The 19116-nt window shown below is 37.8% G+C and carries 23 protein-coding genes; 12 read left to right on the top strand and 11 right to left on the bottom strand.

Annotated features, from left to right (window positions below; translation table 11 throughout):
* The first annotated feature begins 8 nt into the window (after positions 1-8).
* The 4 genes from LKL37_RS21230 to LKL37_RS21215 all read left to right on the top strand — a co-directional run bounded on the left by LKL37_RS21230 (position 9) and on the right by LKL37_RS21215 (position 5243).
* A complete protein-coding gene (locus LKL37_RS21230; RefSeq protein WP_431612402.1) occupies positions 9-710 on the top strand; it encodes a hypothetical protein in 702 nt (233 codons plus the stop codon).
* Between the two features lie 205 nt (positions 711-915).
* Positions 916-1803 (top strand): urea transporter, encoded by an 888-nt coding sequence (locus LKL37_RS21225; protein ID WP_431612401.1) that lies wholly within the window; start codon positions 916-918, stop codon positions 1801-1803.
* 144 nt (positions 1804-1947) lie between these two features.
* Positions 1948-4194, top strand: a complete 2247-nt coding sequence (locus LKL37_RS21220; RefSeq protein ID WP_431612400.1) for a TonB-dependent receptor — start codon at positions 1948-1950, stop codon at positions 4192-4194.
* A gap of 158 nt (positions 4195-4352) precedes the next feature.
* The gene (locus LKL37_RS21215; RefSeq protein WP_431612399.1) at positions 4353-5243 is read left to right on the top strand and encodes a helix-turn-helix domain-containing protein; all 891 of its coding nucleotides are present in this window, start codon (positions 4353-4355) and stop codon (positions 5241-5243) included.
* A gap of 123 nt (positions 5244-5366) precedes the next feature.
* Here LKL37_RS21215 and LKL37_RS21210 read toward each other — a convergent pair whose 3' ends face one another.
* From LKL37_RS21210 to LKL37_RS21200, 3 genes are read right to left on the bottom strand one after another with little or no spacing between them, the layout of a single operon-like run.
* Positions 5367-6473 carry a DNA topoisomerase IB gene (locus tag LKL37_RS21210; RefSeq protein WP_431612398.1) on the bottom strand — a complete coding sequence of 369 codons (1107 nt, stop codon included), beginning with the start codon at positions 6471-6473 and terminating at the stop codon, positions 5367-5369.
* 8 nt (positions 6474-6481) lie between these two features.
* Positions 6482-6649 carry a phosphatidate cytidylyltransferase gene (locus tag LKL37_RS21205; protein WP_105703723.1) on the bottom strand — a complete coding sequence of 56 codons (168 nt, stop codon included), beginning with the start codon at positions 6647-6649 and terminating at the stop codon, positions 6482-6484.
* A 22-nt stretch (positions 6650-6671) separates the two neighbouring features.
* On the bottom strand, positions 6672-7109 hold the full coding sequence (locus LKL37_RS21200; protein ID WP_431612397.1) for a DUF6526 family protein: 438 nt from the start codon (positions 7107-7109) through the stop codon (positions 6672-6674).
* 215 nt (positions 7110-7324) lie between these two features.
* Here LKL37_RS21200 and LKL37_RS21195 point away from each other — a divergent pair, with 215 nt between their 5' ends.
* The 4 genes from LKL37_RS21195 to LKL37_RS21180 all read left to right on the top strand — a co-directional run bounded on the left by LKL37_RS21195 (position 7325) and on the right by LKL37_RS21180 (position 11845).
* Positions 7325-9094, top strand: coding sequence for an aminopeptidase P family N-terminal domain-containing protein (locus LKL37_RS21195; RefSeq protein WP_431612396.1), 1770 nt, complete (start codon positions 7325-7327; stop codon positions 9092-9094).
* A 533-nt stretch (positions 9095-9627) separates the two neighbouring features.
* On the top strand, positions 9628-10194 hold the full coding sequence (locus tag LKL37_RS21190; RefSeq protein WP_431612395.1) for a Crp/Fnr family transcriptional regulator: 567 nt from the start codon (positions 9628-9630) through the stop codon (positions 10192-10194).
* A gap of 53 nt (positions 10195-10247) precedes the next feature.
* Positions 10248-11270 (top strand): saccharopine dehydrogenase, encoded by a 1023-nt coding sequence (locus LKL37_RS21185; protein ID WP_431612394.1) that lies wholly within the window; start codon positions 10248-10250, stop codon positions 11268-11270.
* On the top strand, positions 11267-11845 hold the full coding sequence (locus tag LKL37_RS21180) for an NAD(P)H-dependent oxidoreductase (RefSeq protein WP_431612393.1): 579 nt from the start codon (positions 11267-11269) through the stop codon (positions 11843-11845). The genes LKL37_RS21185 and LKL37_RS21180 overlap by 4 nt, the downstream gene beginning before the upstream one ends.
* 112 nt (positions 11846-11957) lie before the next feature.
* Here the strand turns inward: LKL37_RS21180 and LKL37_RS21175 are convergent, their stop codons facing one another.
* From LKL37_RS21175 to LKL37_RS21165, 3 genes are all read right to left on the bottom strand, one after another.
* Positions 11958-12680 (bottom strand): siderophore-interacting protein, encoded by a 723-nt coding sequence (locus LKL37_RS21175; protein WP_431612392.1) that lies wholly within the window; start codon positions 12678-12680, stop codon positions 11958-11960.
* Positions 12681-12769: 89 nt separating this feature from the next.
* The gene (locus LKL37_RS21170; protein ID WP_431612391.1) at positions 12770-13633 is read right to left on the bottom strand and encodes a helix-turn-helix domain-containing protein; all 864 of its coding nucleotides are present in this window, start codon (positions 13631-13633) and stop codon (positions 12770-12772) included.
* A gap of 176 nt (positions 13634-13809) precedes the next feature.
* Positions 13810-14445, bottom strand: coding sequence for a LysE family translocator (locus tag LKL37_RS21165; RefSeq protein WP_431612390.1), 636 nt, complete (start codon positions 14443-14445; stop codon positions 13810-13812).
* 205 nt (positions 14446-14650) lie between these two features.
* On the opposite strand from LKL37_RS21165, the gene LKL37_RS21160 reads away from it, so the two are divergent.
* From LKL37_RS21160 to LKL37_RS21145, 4 genes are read left to right on the top strand one after another with little or no spacing between them, the layout of a single operon-like run.
* A complete protein-coding gene (locus LKL37_RS21160) occupies positions 14651-15364 on the top strand; it encodes a hypothetical protein (protein ID WP_431612389.1) in 714 nt (237 codons plus the stop codon).
* Positions 15351-15995, top strand: a complete 645-nt coding sequence (locus LKL37_RS21155) for a hypothetical protein (RefSeq protein WP_431612388.1) — start codon at positions 15351-15353, stop codon at positions 15993-15995. Before LKL37_RS21160 ends, LKL37_RS21155 begins: the two co-directional genes overlap by 14 nt.
* The gene (locus tag LKL37_RS21150) at positions 15965-16714 is read left to right on the top strand and encodes a sensor histidine kinase (RefSeq protein WP_431612387.1); all 750 of its coding nucleotides are present in this window, start codon (positions 15965-15967) and stop codon (positions 16712-16714) included. Before LKL37_RS21155 ends, LKL37_RS21150 begins: the two co-directional genes overlap by 31 nt.
* Positions 16715-16722: 8 nt before the next feature.
* Positions 16723-17403: a response regulator transcription factor gene (locus LKL37_RS21145; RefSeq protein WP_431612386.1), complete on the top strand. Its 681-nt coding sequence runs from the start codon at positions 16723-16725 to the stop codon at positions 17401-17403.
* A 67-nt stretch (positions 17404-17470) separates the two neighbouring features.
* Here LKL37_RS21145 and LKL37_RS21140 read toward each other — a convergent pair whose 3' ends face one another.
* The 5 genes from LKL37_RS21140 to LKL37_RS21120 form a co-directional block, all read right to left on the bottom strand.
* Positions 17471-17734: a RebB family R body protein gene (locus LKL37_RS21140; protein WP_047378387.1), complete on the bottom strand. Its 264-nt coding sequence runs from the start codon at positions 17732-17734 to the stop codon at positions 17471-17473.
* Between the two features lie 82 nt (positions 17735-17816).
* Entirely contained in the window at positions 17817-18074 is a 258-nt protein-coding gene (locus LKL37_RS21135) for a RebB family R body protein (RefSeq protein ID WP_105703711.1), read from the bottom strand.
* A gap of 85 nt (positions 18075-18159) precedes the next feature.
* A complete protein-coding gene (locus LKL37_RS21130) occupies positions 18160-18417 on the bottom strand; it encodes a RebB family R body protein (RefSeq protein ID WP_047378385.1) in 258 nt (85 codons plus the stop codon).
* Positions 18418-18497: 80 nt separating this feature from the next.
* The gene (locus tag LKL37_RS21125) at positions 18498-18755 is read right to left on the bottom strand and encodes a RebB family R body protein (RefSeq protein WP_164976728.1); all 258 of its coding nucleotides are present in this window, start codon (positions 18753-18755) and stop codon (positions 18498-18500) included.
* A gap of 80 nt (positions 18756-18835) precedes the next feature.
* Complete coding sequence (locus LKL37_RS21120; protein WP_047378383.1) at positions 18836-19093, bottom strand: RebB family R body protein; 258 nt, start codon at positions 19091-19093, stop codon at positions 18836-18838.
* Positions 19094-19116 lie beyond the last annotated feature (23 nt).

Genomic DNA, 19116 nt, shown 5'->3' with positions numbered 1-19116 from the left:
AATAGAAAATGGACAGTACAGTTTGGGCGCTTCTTTTGAGTGCCGTTTCAATAAGTTTTATACATACCGCTTCAGGGCCAGATCATTATCTGCCATTTATTGTGATCTCAAAATCCAAAAAATGGAGCGGAATGAAAACAGCTATATTAACGGTTGTCTGCGGATTTGGACATGTGTTCAGTTCCCTGATCTTAGGTTTTATCGGGGTTTTTCTCGGATGGCAGCTGAATAAAATCTCCTGGTTTCAGGATATCAGAGGAAATTTTTCAGGATGGGCTCTGCTGATCTTTGGAGGAGTTTACCTGATATATGGTCTTATTCAGGCAATCAGAAACAAACCGCATAAGCATTTTGATGTAATGGGTGATGATGTGTATGTATATGAACATAATCACAGTGAAGTGGTAATGCCTCAAAAAAGAATAAAAGTAACGCCGCTTGTACTTTTCATGATTTTCGTAATGGGGCCGAGTGAACCTTTGATACCTTTACTATTTTATTCAGGAGTGAAACATTCCATGTCTGAAATTGCAGTACTGGTAACTTCGTTCACTATAACTACAGTGCTGACAATGCTCGGAATGGTACTTCTGGGACGTTACGGATATTCAACATTATTCAATACAGAAAAACTGGAAAGATATATGGGTGTGGTAAGCGGAGCAGTGGTAACTGTTTGCGGTGTCGGAATGGTCTTTCTTGGCTGGTAAACGAGTTTCCGGTTTCGAGATTCGAGAGGGAGAGTTTGAGAGTTTGAAGGTTGAAGAAAGAATTGAAGCTGAAAAATGATGAATTTTCCATCTCGTATCTAATCCTTGTACCTCGCACTCCGAAACTTGCATCTCGAAACCCGAAACCCGCATTTTGCATCTAGTACAATATTTCACCTTACATCATTAATAAATTAAAAAAACTATGGACGAATTTTTCAAAAAGCTACCCTTTATAGACAATGTTTTAAAAGGAATCGGGCAGATCATGCTTCAGGAAAACAGATGGACCGGGCTTTTGTTTCTTATAGGAATCTTTATGGGAAGCTGGCAGTGTGGAGTTGCTGTACTGCTTTCAACAGCAGCCGGAACTTTTACTGCAATGAAGCTTAATTATGACAAATCTGAAATCAATGCCGGGCTTTACGGTTTCAGTGCAGCTCTTGTAGGAGTAGCATTGGCATTTCTTTTCGAAACTACGGCATTGATCTGGATTTTAATACTATTAGGCGGAGCATTGGCAGCTGTTATTCAGCATTTCTTTATCCAGAAGAAAATTCCGGTGTTTACTTTTCCTTTCATCATTATTACATGGGTATTAGTATTTACACTGCATCATTTTACCCATATTCCGCCTTCTGTGATGTTGAGCAGTGAAGTGGTTCCTTCAGAATATGATGACTTTCTTACCTGTACCAATGGTTTTGGGGAAGTAATATTTCAGGGAGGGATAGTTTCAGGAATTATTTTCTTCCTGGCTGTTTTCATCAGCTCTCCGGTAGCCGCTTTATATGGATTAGCAGCCTCTATTTTGGGTGCAGGATTATCACAATTGAACGGAGAACCCATCAAAGAAATCCACATGGGGTTATTTGGCTTTAATGCGGTGCTTTCAGCTATCGTTTTTTCCGGTGTCAAAAAAACAGACGGTTTATGGGTACTGATCGCAGTTCTTATCACTATTGCTATTGATGATTTTTTAATAGACAATCATTGCCTGGATATTGTGGGTGGAGTATTTACTTTCCCATTTGTAGCCGGAACGTGGATTACCCTTTTAATTCAGAAAGCATTTCTTAAAGCAAAAGTATAGCGTTTTAAGTGAGAAGATAGAATAGTCCAATGTTTAAGATTTGAATCTTAAAGTTTTTCCACAAATGATTGATAATTCCCTTAACTAACTTCTCGCTTCTAACCTCGAAAATACATATTAAATTAAAATATAACTAAACAAAAAATGAAAATAACAAGAATAGCGGCTGTATTTCTGGTCATGACATTCAGTGGAAAAACAATGGCACAGGAAGCAGAAAAACAGTTGCTGATAAAAGATGCAGATGACAAATTCCCCATTGCAGATGTTTTGGTGAAATACGACCACGGAAACAGCCATACCCATACAGGAACAGACGGTACATTTGCCATTCCTGTAAAATCCCTTCCTGATACCCTTGTGATCAGCCGTCAGGGATATGATGAGGTAAAATGGGTGGTGACCAATGATGAAGATAAAAATAAAGTTATTTTTTTACAGCATAAGCCCTTTCAGATTTCTGAAGTAGCCATCAATCACAGCTCGTTTTTATCAGCCATTACAAAGGTTGATCTGAATAAATTTCCGGTCAGCTCAGCGCAGGATCTGTTGAGAAAAGTTCCGGGATTATTTATTGCACAGCATGCGGGAGGAGGAAAAGCAGAACAGCTTTTTTTAAGAGGATTTGATGCCGATCACGGTACTGATGTAAGCGTAAATGTAGACGGAATGCCAGTGAACATCGTTTCTCACGCCCATGGTCAGGGATATTCTGATCTACACTTTGTAATTCCTGAAACTGTTAATAATATAGATTTTGGAAAAGGGGTCTATTATATGGATCGTGGAGACTTTAACACCGCAGGATATGTAGATTTTCAGACGTATAATGGTTTAAAAAACAGTATGATTAAGCTGGAAGGAGGTTCATTCAATTCAAAAAGAGTCTTGGGAATGTTCAATATTCTGCATGATGATCTGGGGCGGAAAAATGCCTATATAGCCGCAGAATACAACTATACAGACGGACCTTTCGATGTAAAACAGAATTTTAACAGAGTCAATATCTTTGGAAAATACAATCAATGGCTTACTGATAAAGATTATTTCAACATCCAGTTTTCAACATTCAATTCTTCATGGAATGCTTCCGGACAGATTCCGGAACGTGCCGTAGACGAAGGAATCATTGGCAGATGGGGAAGCATAGATCCTACAGAAGGCGGAAAAACTTCCAGAACAAATCTGCAGATGAACTTCAAGCATATTATTTCTCCTTCCGAGCAGATTGATGCCATGGCTTTCTATTCAAGATACAATTTCAACCTGTATTCTGATTTTACCTTTAATTTAAAAGATAAGGATCATGGTGATGAAATTCAGCAGACTGACGGAAGAAATATCTATGGAGCCGAAGTGAAATATGCAAAGACTTTTTCCTTTGCTAACAGTTCCTTAAACTGGACTTCAGGAATTGGATTAAGAAATGATGACATCAATACTTTACAGCTTAATCACGTTTATCACAGAGACCTTCTGCTTGACAGATTATCAGATGTTACGGGAACGGAAACGAATCTTCATGCCTATTCAGGCCTGATATGGAAAATAGGAAAATGGACCATCAATCCTGCTTTGAGGGTGGATCATTTTATTTTTAATATGCACAATCTGCTGGATGTGGAACAACTGCCATCCGGACAGTCAAAAGAAGCAACAAGACTGAGTCCAAAATTGAATTTCTCCTACGCTCAGAATGACAATGTAATGTGGTTCCTGAAAACAGGGATGGGCTTCCATTCCAATGACCTGAGAGTAGTAGTTCCCAATAAAAATGAAAATACGCTTCCATACTCTATTGGCGCGGATTTCGGGGTACGATTACATCCATTCAAATCCTTGATTATTACTCCGGCATTATGGTATATGGATCTTCAGCAGGAATTTGTGTATGTAGGAGATGATGCAGTGGTAGAGCCTTCCGGGAAATCAAGACGTTTCGGGGCGGATCTTGGAGTTCGCTTCCAGCCATTGGAAAACTTTTATCTGAATGCAGATATCAATTATTCCCATGCAAGATTTACCGGAGAAGAAAAAGGACAGGACTATGTTCCGCTGGCTCCGGTAGTCACCAGCACAGGATCTGTAAACTGGGATTTCCTGAATGGCTTTTCTTTAGGCCTTCAGTACAGATATCTGGGAGCAAGACCTGCTGTAGAAGATAACAGCATCAGAACCAAAGCCTATTTTGTAAATGATCTTATGCTTTCCTATAACCGTCAGAAATGGGGAGCAAATGTTCAGCTGAATAACCTTTTCAATGTAAAATGGAATGAAGCCCAGTTTGCAACAGAAACGCAGTTAAAAGGAGAAGCAGAACCTATTACAGATCTTACGTATACACCGGGAAGTCCTTTTGGAGTGAGAGTAGGTGTGTATTATAAGTTCTAAGTAGGAGAGTAAGAGAGTAAAAGGGTGAGAGAGTGGGAGAGTATAAGGGTTGGAGGATAAACGAGATTCTGGTTTCGTGACTAGTCTTTCACCTTTTTCCTTCCTTACTTTTTGCTTTAAAAATATTTTGTATAACTTTAAATAATCATAACAAGGATATGGAAGTACTATCCAATTTTCAATATAAAAAGCTTTTTCTTCCGAATATTACGGATAAGACATTAGCCAACAATGCTGATATACAGCTGTATCGGATAGAAAATTATCTTAAAGGCATTCTGATGCCGGTGATTCCATATCGTACAACGTTCAATTTTATTATTTTCGTTACCAACGGCCATATCAGACAGTATCTTGAAAATAAAGAATATCATGCTGAAAAAGGAGGCGTAATCTTTATAAAACAAGGCACAATCACTGCAACCGTTGAGTTATCAGATGATATTGAAGGCTTCTTCCTCGCTTATGAGAATAATATCCTGTCTGAACAAGAACTGCCAAAACATAAAAGCAGTATCTTTTTCATGACTCCATTCCTGAATCTTGACAGCCTGACCTACGGAACCATTACACAGCTTCTCCCGATAATGGAGCAGGAATTGTGGTTGAATAATTTGAATATCAATGATATAGTAGTTACGATGCTTCATCTTATTTTAATCAAAATGCTGAGCACAGACTCGGATGCCCATCACAAGTCTGCGACACGGCCTATGGAACTGTCTCTTCAGTTTCGGGATCTTTTGTTTAAATACCATGTGGTGGAAAAAAGGGTGGCTTTTTATGCGGATAAACTGTCCGTAACAGAAAGCTATCTGAATAAATGTGTAAAAGGTGTAACTCAGAAGTCGCCAAAACAGTGGATCAATGAAATTGATATCAATTACAGCAAAGCATTACTTCATTCCAGTAAAGATATTGCAGAGATTGCTTACGAACTGAATTTTCATACGGCCTCCCATTTTACCCAGCTTTTCAAAAAAATTGCAGGAATTACCCCAAAGGAATACAGAACGCAGTTTTTGAATAATAGTAGAATATCTGTGTAGTAATAAGGCTGGAGGCGGGATGTCAGATGCTGGAGGTCTTGAAACAGGTTAAACAAAATGAGTTGAAAGTTCAGAAGTTGTTTTTAAGAGTTTCAGAACTTCCATCTCCCAGCTTCCATTCTCTTACATCCTCTCATTTTCCAGAATATTCAGCACCAGCTTTTCTTCTTTTGTAAGATCAGCTTTTCCGTCATTTTCTTCTATGACTTCCAGTTCGTCAAGGTATTTTTTGATGGTATTGTTTTCATAAAGATTAATAACTAAAGGATGAACGTAATACTTTCTACATACAGCCGTAGTATTTCCCAGGTTTTCGGCAACGATGTCAAGAGCCTCTTTTATTTTCTTTTTACTCTGAGTATCATTTTCGGCATACCCGATTTCTTTAAAAGCAATCAGGGCACCCACAGTTCCGGACCATGTTCTGAAATCCTTGGCCGTAAAATCTTCACCGCTTATTTCTTTAATATAATCATTTACCATCCCCGAATCTATAGAATGTCGGTTGCCTTCATCATCAAGATACTGAAAAAGCTCTTTTCCCGGAATATCCTTACATTTCTGAACCAGCCTGGCCAGCCTTTGGCTTCTAAGATCAACATGATGCATAACCCCTTTTTTACCTTTAAAAGAGAACGTTATTTTTTGTCCTTTTACTTTTACATGTTTATCCTTCAAAGTCGTTAAGCCAAAAGAACCGTACAGTTTTTCGTAAATAGAATTACCAATACGGATGTTGGTTCTTTGCATGAGGCTTACAATTAAGGCCAGAATTTTTCGCTTCTCGAAATTTCTTAATGCAAGATCCTGTTCTATATGCAGCCGCATTTCCGGTAACGCGTACCCGAACTGAAGCATTCTGTAAAATTTTGTGTGATTTCTTAAAGCAGTCCAGAGAGGGTGATAACGATACTGCTTTCTTTGTTTTACATCAAAACCCGTAGCCTGAAGATGCCCGTTGTCAAGAGCACAGATCCATACATTTTCCCAGGCAGGCGGAAGTACCAGGCTGTTGATTCTTGTAATTTCTTCCTTATCTTTTATTTTTTCACCGTCTTTATAATAGGAATAGTTCTTTCCTGTTTTTTTACGGGTAATTCCGTTGGTTTCTGCATCGGTGGTATATACGAGATGTACCGCCTTTGCAGAAGCTTCCGGATCCTTCATTATTTTAACAATTTTTGAAGGCTTAAGGTGAGAAATGATTTCCAAATCTGTATTCTTCTCCATAAGCATGGTTAAGAGTTTTTACCCTTCGAAAATATCAGTAAAAGAATCCCTACTATTACACAGACTAAGATAATTCCCCACCACATCCCTGCTTTAAAAATCGTTTCTACTGCTTCACAACTTGTTAGTGTCAATAAACTGAATATTGCAATACTGTAAAAGGTCCACTTTTTCATAGGTATGTATTTTGTTGGTGTGTTAGATTCTGAGACGGTCAGCTCTCCATTTTTTGATAGACCTTTTAATTTCATCTCCTGAGATGTTTTCATGAAGTGCTCTGTATAAAAGCTCTTTGAACTCATCATCATAGGTAAATCTCAATGCAGCAATCTGATCGAATTTCAGTTTTTCAGCAACTTCATCAGATCTTTTATTGAAAATCTCGAAATAACGCTGTTTAAATTCCAGGACAACCATCCGGTTTTGAAGTCCCAGAGCATAATGCTGCCTTGTCATAAATGCCAGATAAAAAAGCAAGAAAATAACAATAGAAAACAGGATCCAGGCCAACTGATTTTCCGGGTCACCCCAGATTTTATAAACTCCTAAAATCTCCAAGATGATGAGCAAAGGAAGATAGACAAAATGATGTGGCGGATAAAATTTTCTGTGGTTATTGTAGTTTTGCTGTTTCATGAAGTAAAATGTAGCAATAATCTTTCCAAAAATTTATTATTTTGATAATGTGGTAGTTTTTTATACTATAAAATGGTTTGTTTTGTGAAATATGTTTAAAGGTTTGATTTTTTAAGGTTCCTTTAAAAATAACGGAATATTGAGCAAAATTGCAGGTAAATTTAGGCTTCAGACATCAAATTTTTTGTAACTTTCGGTGGTTAAAAATAAAAAGAATGACTTCAAAGGAAAAAGTGGCTGCGCTTCGTGAAGAAATGCAGAAAAATAATGTTGATGCATTTATAGTATATTCTGCAGACCCGCATATGAGCGAATACCTTCCTGAAGAATGGCAGGAGAGAGCCTGGCTGTCAGGTTTCTTAGGTTCTGCCGGTTTTGTGGTAGTAACCAAAGGCAAAGCCGGACTTTGGACAGACGGAAGATACTTTACACAAGCTGCTATCGAACTGGATGGTTCCGGAATCGACCTTTTCAAGGATGGAATGGAAGGAACTCCTAATTATATCGACTGGATTATTTCAGAAATTCCTTCAGGCGGTAAAGTGGCAGTGAATGCTGTTGCCGCATCTAATGCCAATTGGGAACTGCTTTCTCAAAAATTTAATTCAAAAAATATTACGCTGGCAGATGTTCCGCTTTTAAAAGAAGTCTGGAAAGACAGAGGAACTCCATCTGCTAATCCTATTTTCGTACACCCTGTAGAAAGAGCAGGTAAATCTGTATCTGATAAAATTGCTGCGATCCGTCAGAAAATGGAAGAGCAGGAAGCTACCGTACACATTATATCAAGTCTGGATGATGTGGCATGGACACTGAACCTGAGAGGAAGTGATGTAGAAAGTAATCCTGTATTTTTAGGATATATTGTAATTACTAAAAATGATGCTGTCCTATTCACGGGATTAGAAAAAATGGAAGTAGGAGCAAGAAAACAAATGGATGATTCCTTTGTAAAAATGATGCCTTACGAAGAATTCTACAACTACCTGAAGACCTTCAAAAACGAAAAAGTACTCGTTTCTCCAAACAGCAACCAACAGATTTTTGAAACCTTAAAAGCAGACAACGAGTTTATCAAAGCTCCGGTGCCGGGTAACCTGATGAAAGCCCAGAAAAATGGAGCTGAGCTGGAAGGTTTCAGAACCGTAATGGTAAGAGACGGAGTTGCGATGGTAAAATTCCTTTATTGGTTAACGCACAATGCAGGAAAAGAAGCCATGAATGAATATTCTATCGGACAAAAACTGAAAGGATTCCGTGCAGAGGGTGAAAATTTTGTGGGGGAAAGTTTCGGATCCATCGTAGGATATAAAGATAACGGTGCTATTATGCACTATTCTGCCAAAAAAGAAGGAAGCAAAGAAGTGACCAATGAGGAAACAATCCTGGTAGATTCAGGAGGTCAGTACCTTGAAGGAACTACAGATATTACAAGAACTTTTGCTCTAGGAACACCTTCGGAAGAGTTTAAAAGAAACTCAACATTGGTATTACAGGGATTGATCCGTTTATCAATGGTGAAATTCCCGAAAGGAACAAAAGGTGTACACCTTGACGCTATTGCAAGACTTCCGCTATGGATGGAAGGTAAAGATTTCAATCACGGAACAGGACATGGTGTAGGAAGTTTCATGAATGTACATGAAGGGCCGCAAAACATCAGGAAAGATCTGAACCCTCAGGAACTTCTTCCGGGAATGGTATGTTCCAACGAACCTGGATACTATCTTGAAGGGCATTATGGAATTCGTCATGAAAACCTGATTGCTGTAAAAGAATCAGAAAAAACAATTCATGGAACATTCTATGAATTTGAAACATTGACATTCTGCCCGTTCTTTAAAGATACTGTGGTAAAAGAAATCCTTTCAGAAAGCGAAATCGCATGGCTGAACGGTTACCACAAAACCTGTGAAGAAAAACTTGCTCCTCATTTGGACGGAGAAGTTAAAGAATGGTTCCTGCAATTGGTAAGCCCTCTTTAATAAAAATTCAAAGGTAAAAGTAAATGATAATCATAACTTTAAACCTTGAACTTTAAATAGTAAACTGAATATTGTTAGATAAACCAAAGTCCTGTAAGGTAATTTCCTTCAGGGCTTTTCTTTTTATACAACCGTATTTTTACGGATATAATTCTAGGGATTCCACTGATGCATAAAAAACAGGGTTGACCTATCTTTGTTACAACAAAACATCATTCATATCTTCATAAATAACTCAAGTAAATTCAAAACGGTAGATCATCTCGTCCTGAGATGATTTTTTTTGTTTTCAATTGAAATTTATCAATATGCTCCTACTTAAAAAGTGGTTGCCCCAAAAGTGTCATTCTGAACACAGACTAAAAGTCTGCGAACGTAGTTCATAATGTAGTGAAGAATCTTATAATTCTGGTTATTTATGAGATTCTTCCTTCGTCAGAATGACAAAAACCAAGTTAGAATTCTATAAAAATGAAAACTCTGTGTTTACAAAGAAGTATTTTATTTATTTTCGCTGAAACTTATTTGATATCATGGAACGTGACTATTTTCGAAGCTTTAATCTGTTTTCAGAAGATGAAATTGAAGATTTTCTACAGCTTTTTGAAATCCGAAAGCTGAATAAAAACGACTATTTCGTACAGGAAGGTGAACGCTGCAGAGAAGTAGCGTTTATCAACTCCGGGATTTTCCGGTCTTTCTATACCTCGGATGATGGGAAAGATATGACCTATTGTTTTAAGTTTCCGAACACTATGATTGCTGCTTATTCATCATTTATTTCAGGATGTCTCAGTAAAGAAAGCATTCAGGCGATCACCGATGTAGAACTGCTGATCCTCAAAAAAGAAAAAATGGATATTCTTGTTCAGGATGCTTTGAACTGGACTCAATTTTTAAAAATCATTGCAGAACAGGAATATCTTGAACTTGAAAATAGGTTTTTTCAGCTTCAAAGGGACACAGCCACTCAACGATATGCTGCACTTATTAAAAATTATCCGGATTATATTCAGAAAATTCCACTGCAGTATTTATCATCTTATCTGGGAATCACACAACGTCACTTAAGCCGTATCAGAAAGGAAATTTCTTTTTAGACATTTGTCCTGCTCATTGAAATAAGAGGGCTCTACTTTTGTCAAAAAAAGTTATGGAGCAAAATATTTTAATTATTGGAGGAAACGGATTAGTTGGAAAAACAATTTCCCGCATCCTGAAATCAAGAAATCCTCATCTTACTGTTTTTATCGGAGGAAGAAAAGGAGGGAAAACGGATAAAGACCTGAAGATTGATGTTACAGATCCTTCTTCTTTTAAAATTATCTCAGACAAAAAAATACATCTTATCATTCTTTCTGTGAATGATAAAGAAGACCATGTACTTCGCTTTGCTATTGATCATCAGATAGATTATCTGGATATTACAAAACCTACCCCCGCTTTGGTTAAAGCCTATGATATTGCCGGAAAATTAGAAGTAAACAGCAGAATTGTCTTCAGTTCAGGTTGGATGGGCGGAATCGTCCCCGGCTTAGTTAATACCTTGTCTGATTCAGGGGATATTAATGAAGCAAAACTCTTTGTCTATTATTCTGTGAAAGATCAGGCAGGAGAGAGCTCTGCCCATTTTATGGCAGAAAACGTGGCGGTTCCTTTTGTGCATTATAAGAATGACAAACCTGTTTCTATCAGGCATTTCCTGGATACCGAAACCTTTAATTTTTCTTATGGAATCGGGAAGAGAAGTGCTTATAATTTTGATGTGCCCGATCTGTATATTCTCAACAAAGTAGAAAGAATTTCTGATGTGAGTGTGAAAATGACCTACAATTCAAAATTCATTACCTGGCTGCTCGGATCATTTCAATATCTGAGAATCTACAATATTTTATCTTTAAAAGAAAGAAAAATGATTTTTGGATCCAGTGGAAACGGTGATCAGGCTGTCTTTGAAATAGTAGTTGATGATCAGTCCGGGCAAAAGAAACTGAGTCTGCAGAGTTTAAAAGGACAGGCAGAACTCACCGCTTTATCTGCCGTTCTGCACACCGAAGAACTCCTGAGAACTCCTCACGAAAATCAGGTGTATTTCAGTCATCAGCTGCATGAGCCTTTATCATTAATGGCGCAGCTTAATGCTTATGATTCCATAAACATCAATATCACACAATGAAAAAAATAGCCATTATCAACGGACATCCCAATAAAGATTCCTTCAATTTTGGGATAGTAGAAGCTTACAGACTGGGTGCAGTGGAAGCAGGAACAGAAGTAAAAGAAATTGTGATAAGGGATTTAAATTTCAATCCCAACTTACAGTTTGGATACCAGAAAAGAATGGAACTTGGGCCGGATTTGATGAAAGCTTGGGAAATTATTCAGTGGGCAGATCATTTGGTGTGGGTGCATCCTGTTTGGTGGGGAGGGTTTCCAGCCCTGATGAAAGGATTCATAGACCGGCTTTTTTTACCCGGAATGGCTTATAAATACCGTGAAAATTCTGTATGGTGGGATAAACTTTTAAAAGGGAAAACAGCCCATATCATTACGACTTTAGATCAGCCGGGATGGTATTACCGTCTTTTTTTTGGCAGGCCCAGTGTGAATCAGCTTAGAAAATCCATATTGGAATATTGTGGTGTAAAGCCCGTTAAGGTTACTTACATAGGTATTATCCGGAATTCTAAGGATGAACAGCGGACTCAATGGCTGAGAAAAGTAAGGGAATTAGGAAAGAAACTGAAATAATCTGTATGGCATTTTAGGATACAGAATAATGATAACTTTATCCGGTAATAATGGGTTTCTATTACCTGATAAAGTTTCATTATTCAAGGGAAAAACTTTTTTTTCTCCATTTTTACAGTCCTTTTTTACCCTCAATCCAATACGCTTGTGATTTTATACGCTTTGGCGAAACCCCTCTGGCTTTAAGGAATTTTCTGATCAATGACATCCGTTCCCCGTTTCCGGTAAGATAAAAAACCACTTCATCATCAGAGATGGTCTCTTTTTCTTCTTTCAGAAAATCATTCAAAGCTTCAATCATTCTCATGGTATTGTTTTTAGGGCTGTAGTAACCATATAAATTCAGCTTTTCTAACGCAGAACATTCCTCTAATTCATGAAGACAGATGAATGAGGAGCCGGATTCCTCTACTGCTTCTTTAATCGAAATAGAACTTCCTAAAGAAGTTTCATCTCCCACAGAAAAATGAATTCTGGCATCAGGAGTAAAGAATTGTTTTCCTCTGGGCATTAAAAGTTTGATGGAATCTCCCTTAGTCAGTTGAGTTACAAAATGACTTCCGGCAGCAGACGCGTCATGAAGATGAAATAAAACATCAAAAGTTCCGGCATCCCTGTTGAAATTGAAAGGAGAATAATTCCTGAAATCCCGGTCATTGATTCTTATTCCTATGGCGTAGGCAGGTTCATACTGAACATCCTGTAAATCCGTTTCGAAACGTATGCGGCAAAGATCATCTGTGATTTTTTCTATATGGCTAACGGTACATTCTTTAAATTTTGAGGACCAAACATTTTCTACAGTGTCATTGATCCATTTTGGCAGGCTTGGCATAAATCATTTTTATTGCAAAGGACGTTGCAAAATCAGAAAATACCGATAGCGGTTTCGGGGAATTAATTGGACTATTCGTGGTTGGGTGTCTATTGGTGTTGATTCCTGAATTCCGAGGGAGATTGATCTTCCAGTTTTGAAAATAAACGACTGAAATAGGTGTGGTCACTGTATCCCAGTTCATAAGCCACTTCTTTTACACTCAAATTGGTAAAAACCAGTAATCTTTTGGCTTCAATTAAAATTTCCTGATGAATCCAATGCTGTGCAGGCTTTCCAGTTATTTCACGAACGGCTTCAGTCAGATATCCTCTGGTGATATTTAAAACTTCTGCATATTCAGATGGACTTTTCATGGTTTTAAAATCTTTTCGAACCAAGATTCTGAATGCTCTTGACAGTTGTAGAGCACGGCTTTCACCCGAAGGTGGAGAAATGTTTTTCTGAGAATACGTCAGGGCAAACATTCCGAGGAAGGCATTAAGCAGTGACTGTACAACCAGAAATCCTTCTTTAGTGGAAAGCATTTCGTTAGTATAGGAAGCGTGAAGGATACTTGCTGTTGTATTGAGTTTTTTGACAAGGCTTTTATCCATCGGAAGTGGCTGTATCTCACCCAAAGATTCATCAAAAAAAGAACGTACCGAATCAGGAACAAGTTCTGCTTTCACAGCAACAAACCATCCGCACACCTCTTTCATTAAAAGTCCCTGATGTACCTGCCCCGGCAATACACAGAAAATAGTGGAATCTTTGGCTTCAATTGTTTTAAAATCGACCATCATTCTTACATGACCGCTTTCCATACAGGTGAAAATATAATGACTGTCCCGGTGTATTCCTTTGTCCAAAAGGATATCCTCTGCACCTTCAGTCCGCTTATCCATTCTTTTGATATGGAACTGATGATGGGTAATACCATTTAAATCATACGTGGGAATTGTCTGTTTCATCTTTTAAGCCTGTTGTGATGAGGATAATACGCAACGGTAAAATTACGTATTTTCACGGTTTTACATCCGGAATATTAATCTCAAATTCGCGGTGCATAACCATGATGCTTTCTTCAAGTCAGATTTTATATGAATATACACCGGAATTCGGAACAGAAAGAAACCTGTTCCGGATTTTATTTTGCTTTTGAAAATGCCATTTTTATTGCTAAATAGGTTAACACGCTGGCCATAAACCATTTCTGAACTTTTATCCAGACCGGATTATTAGAAAAGAATAAGGCAACTCTTGCAGCTGTTAATACAATGATAAAGTTGATGCTGAAGCTGATCAGAACCTGAATGACCCCAAGTTCCAGGCTTTGGGTGAATACGGAACCGTACTCAGGTTTGATGAACTGAGGAAAGAAAGACAAGTAGAAGACTGCTACTTTCGGATTCAATACATTTGTTAAAAAACCAATGGTGAAAAGCTTTTTGGGACTGTCGTGAGCCGCATTTTTGTCAACGTCAAAAATATTTCTGCTTTTCGGTTTTATAGCCTGATACGCCAGATATAAGAGATAAACAGTTCCCAATGTTTTAAGAACAGTATAGGCGAGTGGAACAGCCAGTAAGACGGCTGTAAGACCAAAGGAAACCATGATGATATGGAATAAAAATCCGCATACGACTCCGGCTAATGAGATAAATCCAGACTTTTTCCCCTGTGTAATGGATTTTGAAATCAGATAAATCATATTGGGGCCAGGGCTGATGACTAAAATGAGTGCAGCCAGAATGAAAAATATAAGCTCGTGGAATGGAATCATGACAGTACTTATTTAAATGAGAAGGTTTCCGGTGCAAAGATACGGGGTGTTTCTGGTTTAATTTTATCAGAAACAGAAGAAAAATTCATTTTTATTCAATTAAATTTTATTTTCCACCTGAATGTGATTTAAAAATAAATACCAGTCTGTTTTTTTTGTAAATTTCAACACATAAAATAATTATCATTCACAAATAAATATTATCATGACTACTGAAAACATCTTTGAAGCTATCAGAAAATGGAAAAATCTTATTGATTCTTACAAAAACGGAATTGACAGGAATGGAGCAGAAATTTTGAATTATTTGAATCAGGGAACTCACTTCAGCGTTTCAGGTGAAGAAATTGAACAATGGAAAAAAAATCTTGAAACCGCAGAACCCAAAATGATTCATGCTTATGTAGGTATTCATGAAGGGCAGCTGAAATTTTTCCTGATTGATTCTAAAAGTGATAAAGATGCCAACTTCAATACCATCCTTATCAAAGATTTTTTACGTGATTTTAGTGAATCAAAAATAGAAAGCAGCAATGATATTGTGATAGATGTTCCTCCCATTACTGCAGAATCTGCCATTAACCGCAATTTCAGATGGAATATGTTTGGGACTTCATGGCTGCAGTCTCAGAAAACAGAAGATATCTTTCAGTTGATTTCCATACCGTTTTCAGATTATAAAAATATGGAGATTACAGGAGCGCAGACTTGTACCAGTTTCTTCGGACTTACAGATGATCTGGAAAAAAAAGATCCGGATTTCCCTTATCATATTGAAATTATTACGGTGAAAAGCCTTGCCATTAATCATATGAGTGAGACCGCAGAAAATTATTCTACCCCAAGACCTCCTTTTACCATTATTGATACTCTTAATGATTATCAACTTCTGAAGCAAAGCACCAGTGTTTTCGTATAACAGTTTATCCCTGTATCTGCAGATTATTATTAATCTCGTTTTATGTACAGGGCTGATTATATTGGTAAAAGAAGGGATAAAATCAAAACTTCCTGTGGTTGTGCTTCTTTCAGGAGAATTCATGCTGGAGTTGTCTGATTTGGCCGGACGGCTGATGAAATTAAATACATTCAATATCTACAATTATACATTGAGCCAGTTTTTTGGTTTGATGATTCTTACGGTGATCTATAGCAATTACTATATCCAGCTTTCCCGTGAGGTAAAATGGATGATCTATTGCTATGCAATATTAACCCTGATTACGAACGTGCTGTATGTACAAAATGATATGCAGGTTACCTTTTATTCCAATATTATTACCAGCATTATTATTTGTAGTTATGCGGCTTCCTATTTTATGAAAATCATTAGGGAAGGCAGGGCAGATAGAGATATGTTTATTGTGAACATCATTGTTTTCCTGTTTTTTTCTATTGAATGTCTCATATCCACTACCTTTAATTTTTTAATCAGCAACCACCTGAATTGGGTAGCCCCTATCTGGCTTTTCAGAGGCATCCTGCTCTTGTCTTTTTATATTTCTTTTATTAATCTGGGATGTGGCGTTGGGAAAATCAGGATCAGATAGTTGTATGGATATGGATCGGTATTGGGCTATTTTCTTTAACAACTTTATTCATTACGTTATTGGTTATTAGTTATTTAAAAAACATCAGAAAAAACAAACAGAAAGTCTCCCGGCTGGTCCGGAATTCAAAAAATGAACATTGGGAGAATATGCTGCTTTTACAGGAACAGGATAGGGAACGCCTGGCAGAAGAACTTCATGATAATATCATCTCACAGCTGAATCTCATCCGTCTGAATCTTAATGATAAAAATCCCGAAGAGCTTAATCGTGATTTAAAAAAATCGATGCAGCTGATACGGGAATTATCCCATAATCTTACACCACCTGATCTTGATGAGATTGAACTGGCAGATTTAATTGCAGATTATCTTGAACAGGTTAATAAAAATGTAGAGGTAATTTTCCGGCATATCACTATACAAATACCCATCAGCAGCCCTGTGAAACTAAATCTCTTCAGAATTGTACAGGAACTGATCACCAATATTCTGAAACATGCTGAAGCTACGAGAGTGGATGTATCCCTAAGGATATCCCTGAACTATCTGATGCTGACGATAGAAGATAACGGGCGGGGTTTTATCGTAGAAACTCATTCCGGAGGTATTGGTCTGAGGAATATTCAGTCAAGAGCACAAAAAATTAAAGCAATTTATAAACTTAAAACCCAGCCTGAAAAAGGCACCAAATTCATTGCCTGTATGGCAATACAATAAAAATAAACATGGAACACTCAAAAATTAAAATCGGAATTGTAGATGATGATCTGCTGTTTGTGCAGCTTTTGAAAAATTATATCGAAAATAGTGGCGACTATCAGGTTGTCCTTACTACTACAGGCGGACATCAGTTTCTCACGGAGCAGGATTCCGTGGCTTTAGATGTTCTGATTCTGGATCTGAGAATGACGGATGGTGACGGCCTTGAAGTAATGGCCGAACTCGGTAAAAAAGAAACAGAAACGAAAATTATTGTTCTTTCCAGCTTCTACCGCCGTTCATTCATGGGGCAAATGCTGAAAATGGGAGCCCATGCTTTTTTGTCCAAAGAAATTGAACTGGAGGAACTTCTGGCGGTCATCAAAACCGTTCACCATACCGGACATTATTTTTCCAATGATCAGATTGATGTCATGAGAACCCAGCTTTCCAATAAACTTCCGGAATTTCATGCTTTTTCAAGAAATGAGCTCACCGAGAGAGAAATAGATGTTTTAAGACTGGTGTGCCAGCAGCTGAGTACTAAGGAAATTGCAGATTCTCTTTTTATCTCACCTAAAACAGTAGAAACCCATAAGACCAATCTTATGATTAAAACCGGGGTGAAAAATATGGCCGGGCTTGTTATTTACGCCGTACAAAACAAGGTGATAGATCCCAACGAAATTGTATTATTTGATAAATAGTTTCTATCCAAAAAGAATCAGGGAGCACATGACTGTACTCCCTGATAACAAGAAATTTAAAAACACACTATAATTTAGGATTCAATACTTTAGCAATAGAAACTGCATCTGCTACAGTGTCCAGGCTATAGATCTGCAGAATACCCTGAGTAGTTGCTGCCTGACCCAGAATGTTTTGCTGGTTTTGTGCATTCACTGCATTTTCAAACATGATTCCTGTAGAATGTGCAGCAGATTGATATACGTTACTTAAAGCCATTGCAGGAGATTCTGCTACTACTTTTACGTTCGATTGCGTTACTGCGTCTGTGATTTGTTCGTTTACTGGCATAATGATTATTGTTTATTGGGTTAAAGGTTAACCGGATTTTCCGGCGGTTTGGATAATAGTTTTAAAGAGGTCCGCAAATGGATTATGGATTAAGGATTTTAGCCATAGAAACAGCATCTGCAATGGTATCCAGACTGTAGATCTGTGCGATACCCTGTGTAGTAGCTGCCTGAGTGACAACGTTCTGTTGGTTTTGTGCGCTCACTGCGTTTTCAAACATGATTCCTGTAGAATGGGCTGCTGTCTGATATACGTTGGCTATAGCCATTGCAGGAGATTCTGCAACTACTTTTACGTTCGACTGTGTTACCGCGTCTGTGATTTGTTCGTTTACTGGCATAATGATTATTGTTTATTTAGGTTTAAAAAACAACCGGATTTTCCGGTTGTTTGGATAAGGAATTTAAGCTGTTCGCAAAAATGAATTACGGATTAAGGATTTTCGCCATAGAAACAGCATCAGCAATGGTATCCAGACTGTAGATCTGAGTGATACCCTGTGTAGTAGCTGCCTGAGAGACAATATTCTGTTGGTTTTGTGTATTCACTGCATTTTCAAACATGATTCCTGTAGAATGTGCAGCAGATTGATACACGTTAGCTAAAGCCATTGCAGGCGATTCTGCTACTACTTTTACGTTGGATTGTGTTACTGCGTCTGTGATTTTTTCGTTTACTGGCATAATGATTATTGTTTATTGGGGTTAAAATAACCGGGGTTCCGGCTCTAAAATTGGTTATATTCTGCGTTATGCAAAATGGATTAAGGTTTAAGAATTTTAGCAATTGAGATGGCATCAGCAATGGTATCTTTACTGTAAATTTGAGTGATACCCTGCGTGGTTGCTGCTTGTGTCACGATGTTGTGCTGATTTTGATTGTTCATCGCATTTTCAAACATGATTCCCGTAGAATGTGCAGCAGATTGGTAAACGTTAGCTATCGCCATTGCTGGAGATTCTGCTACTACCTTTACATTCGACTGCGTTACTGCATCTGTGATTTGTTCGTTAACTGGCATAATGATTATTGTTTATTAAGGTTAAAAAACGACCGGATTTTCCGGCGGAGAAATGACTTTTTCTCAAAGAAATTAAAAAATTACGGCTTAAGAATCTTAGCGATAGAAACCGCATCTGCTACCGTATCCAGGCTGTAGATCTGCAGAATACCCTGAGTGGTAGCTGCCTGACCTAAAATGTTCTGTTGGTTTTGTGCATTCACTGCATTTTCAAACATAATTCCTGTAGAATGTGCAGCAGACTGGTACACGTTGGCTAGAGCCATTGCAGGAGATTCTCCTACTACTTTCACGTTAGATTGCGTTACTGCATCTGTGATTTGTTCATTAACTGGCATAATTGTAATTGTTTTTTTGAGAT

It is taken from the genome of Chryseobacterium sp. 'Rf worker isolate 10' (assembly GCF_050753305.1).
Taxonomy (GTDB): domain Bacteria; phylum Bacteroidota; class Bacteroidia; order Flavobacteriales; family Weeksellaceae; genus Chryseobacterium.
Note: the sequence above shows the minus strand (reverse complement) of the source record. Positions and strands in the feature narration are given on the sequence as shown.

Excerpts from the sequence above, each read along its gene's own strand:
- LKL37_RS21230 (WP_431612402.1), top strand. The coding sequence starts at position 9 with ATGGACAGTACAGTTTGGGCGCTTCTTTTGAGTGCCGTTTCAATAAGT.
- LKL37_RS21225 (WP_431612401.1), top strand. The coding sequence starts at position 916 with ATGGACGAATTTTTCAAAAAGCTACCCTTTATAGACAATGTTTTAAAA.
- LKL37_RS21220 (WP_431612400.1), top strand. The coding sequence starts at position 1,948 with ATGAAAATAACAAGAATAGCGGCTGTATTTCTGGTCATGACATTCAGT.
- LKL37_RS21215 (WP_431612399.1), top strand. The coding sequence starts at position 4,353 with ATGGAAGTACTATCCAATTTTCAATATAAAAAGCTTTTTCTTCCGAAT.
- LKL37_RS21210 (WP_431612398.1), bottom strand. The coding sequence starts at position 6,473 with ATGGAGAAGAATACAGATTTGGAAATCATTTCTCACCTTAAGCCTTCA.
- LKL37_RS21205 (WP_105703723.1), bottom strand. The coding sequence starts at position 6,649 with ATGAAAAAGTGGACCTTTTACAGTATTGCAATATTCAGTTTATTGACA.
- LKL37_RS21200 (WP_431612397.1), bottom strand. The coding sequence starts at position 7,109 with ATGAAACAGCAAAACTACAATAACCACAGAAAATTTTATCCGCCACAT.
- LKL37_RS21195 (WP_431612396.1), top strand. The coding sequence starts at position 7,325 with ATGACTTCAAAGGAAAAAGTGGCTGCGCTTCGTGAAGAAATGCAGAAA.
- LKL37_RS21190 (WP_431612395.1), top strand. The coding sequence starts at position 9,628 with ATGGAACGTGACTATTTTCGAAGCTTTAATCTGTTTTCAGAAGATGAA.
- LKL37_RS21185 (WP_431612394.1), top strand. The coding sequence starts at position 10,248 with ATGGAGCAAAATATTTTAATTATTGGAGGAAACGGATTAGTTGGAAAA.
- LKL37_RS21180 (WP_431612393.1), top strand. The coding sequence starts at position 11,267 with ATGAAAAAAATAGCCATTATCAACGGACATCCCAATAAAGATTCCTTC.
- LKL37_RS21175 (WP_431612392.1), bottom strand. The coding sequence starts at position 12,680 with ATGCCAAGCCTGCCAAAATGGATCAATGACACTGTAGAAAATGTTTGG.
- LKL37_RS21170 (WP_431612391.1), bottom strand. The coding sequence starts at position 13,633 with ATGAAACAGACAATTCCCACGTATGATTTAAATGGTATTACCCATCAT.
- LKL37_RS21165 (WP_431612390.1), bottom strand. The coding sequence starts at position 14,445 with ATGATTCCATTCCACGAGCTTATATTTTTCATTCTGGCTGCACTCATT.
- LKL37_RS21160 (WP_431612389.1), top strand. The coding sequence starts at position 14,651 with ATGACTACTGAAAACATCTTTGAAGCTATCAGAAAATGGAAAAATCTT.
- LKL37_RS21150 (WP_431612387.1), top strand. The coding sequence starts at position 15,965 with ATGTGGCGTTGGGAAAATCAGGATCAGATAGTTGTATGGATATGGATC.
- LKL37_RS21145 (WP_431612386.1), top strand. The coding sequence starts at position 16,723 with ATGGAACACTCAAAAATTAAAATCGGAATTGTAGATGATGATCTGCTG.
- LKL37_RS21140 (WP_047378387.1), bottom strand. The coding sequence starts at position 17,734 with ATGCCAGTAAACGAACAAATCACAGACGCAGTAACGCAATCGAACGTA.
- LKL37_RS21135 (WP_105703711.1), bottom strand. The coding sequence starts at position 18,074 with ATGCCAGTAAACGAACAAATCACAGACGCGGTAACACAGTCGAACGTA.
- LKL37_RS21130 (WP_047378385.1), bottom strand. The coding sequence starts at position 18,417 with ATGCCAGTAAACGAAAAAATCACAGACGCAGTAACACAATCCAACGTA.
- LKL37_RS21125 (WP_164976728.1), bottom strand. The coding sequence starts at position 18,755 with ATGCCAGTTAACGAACAAATCACAGATGCAGTAACGCAGTCGAATGTA.
- LKL37_RS21120 (WP_047378383.1), bottom strand. The coding sequence starts at position 19,093 with ATGCCAGTTAATGAACAAATCACAGATGCAGTAACGCAATCTAACGTG.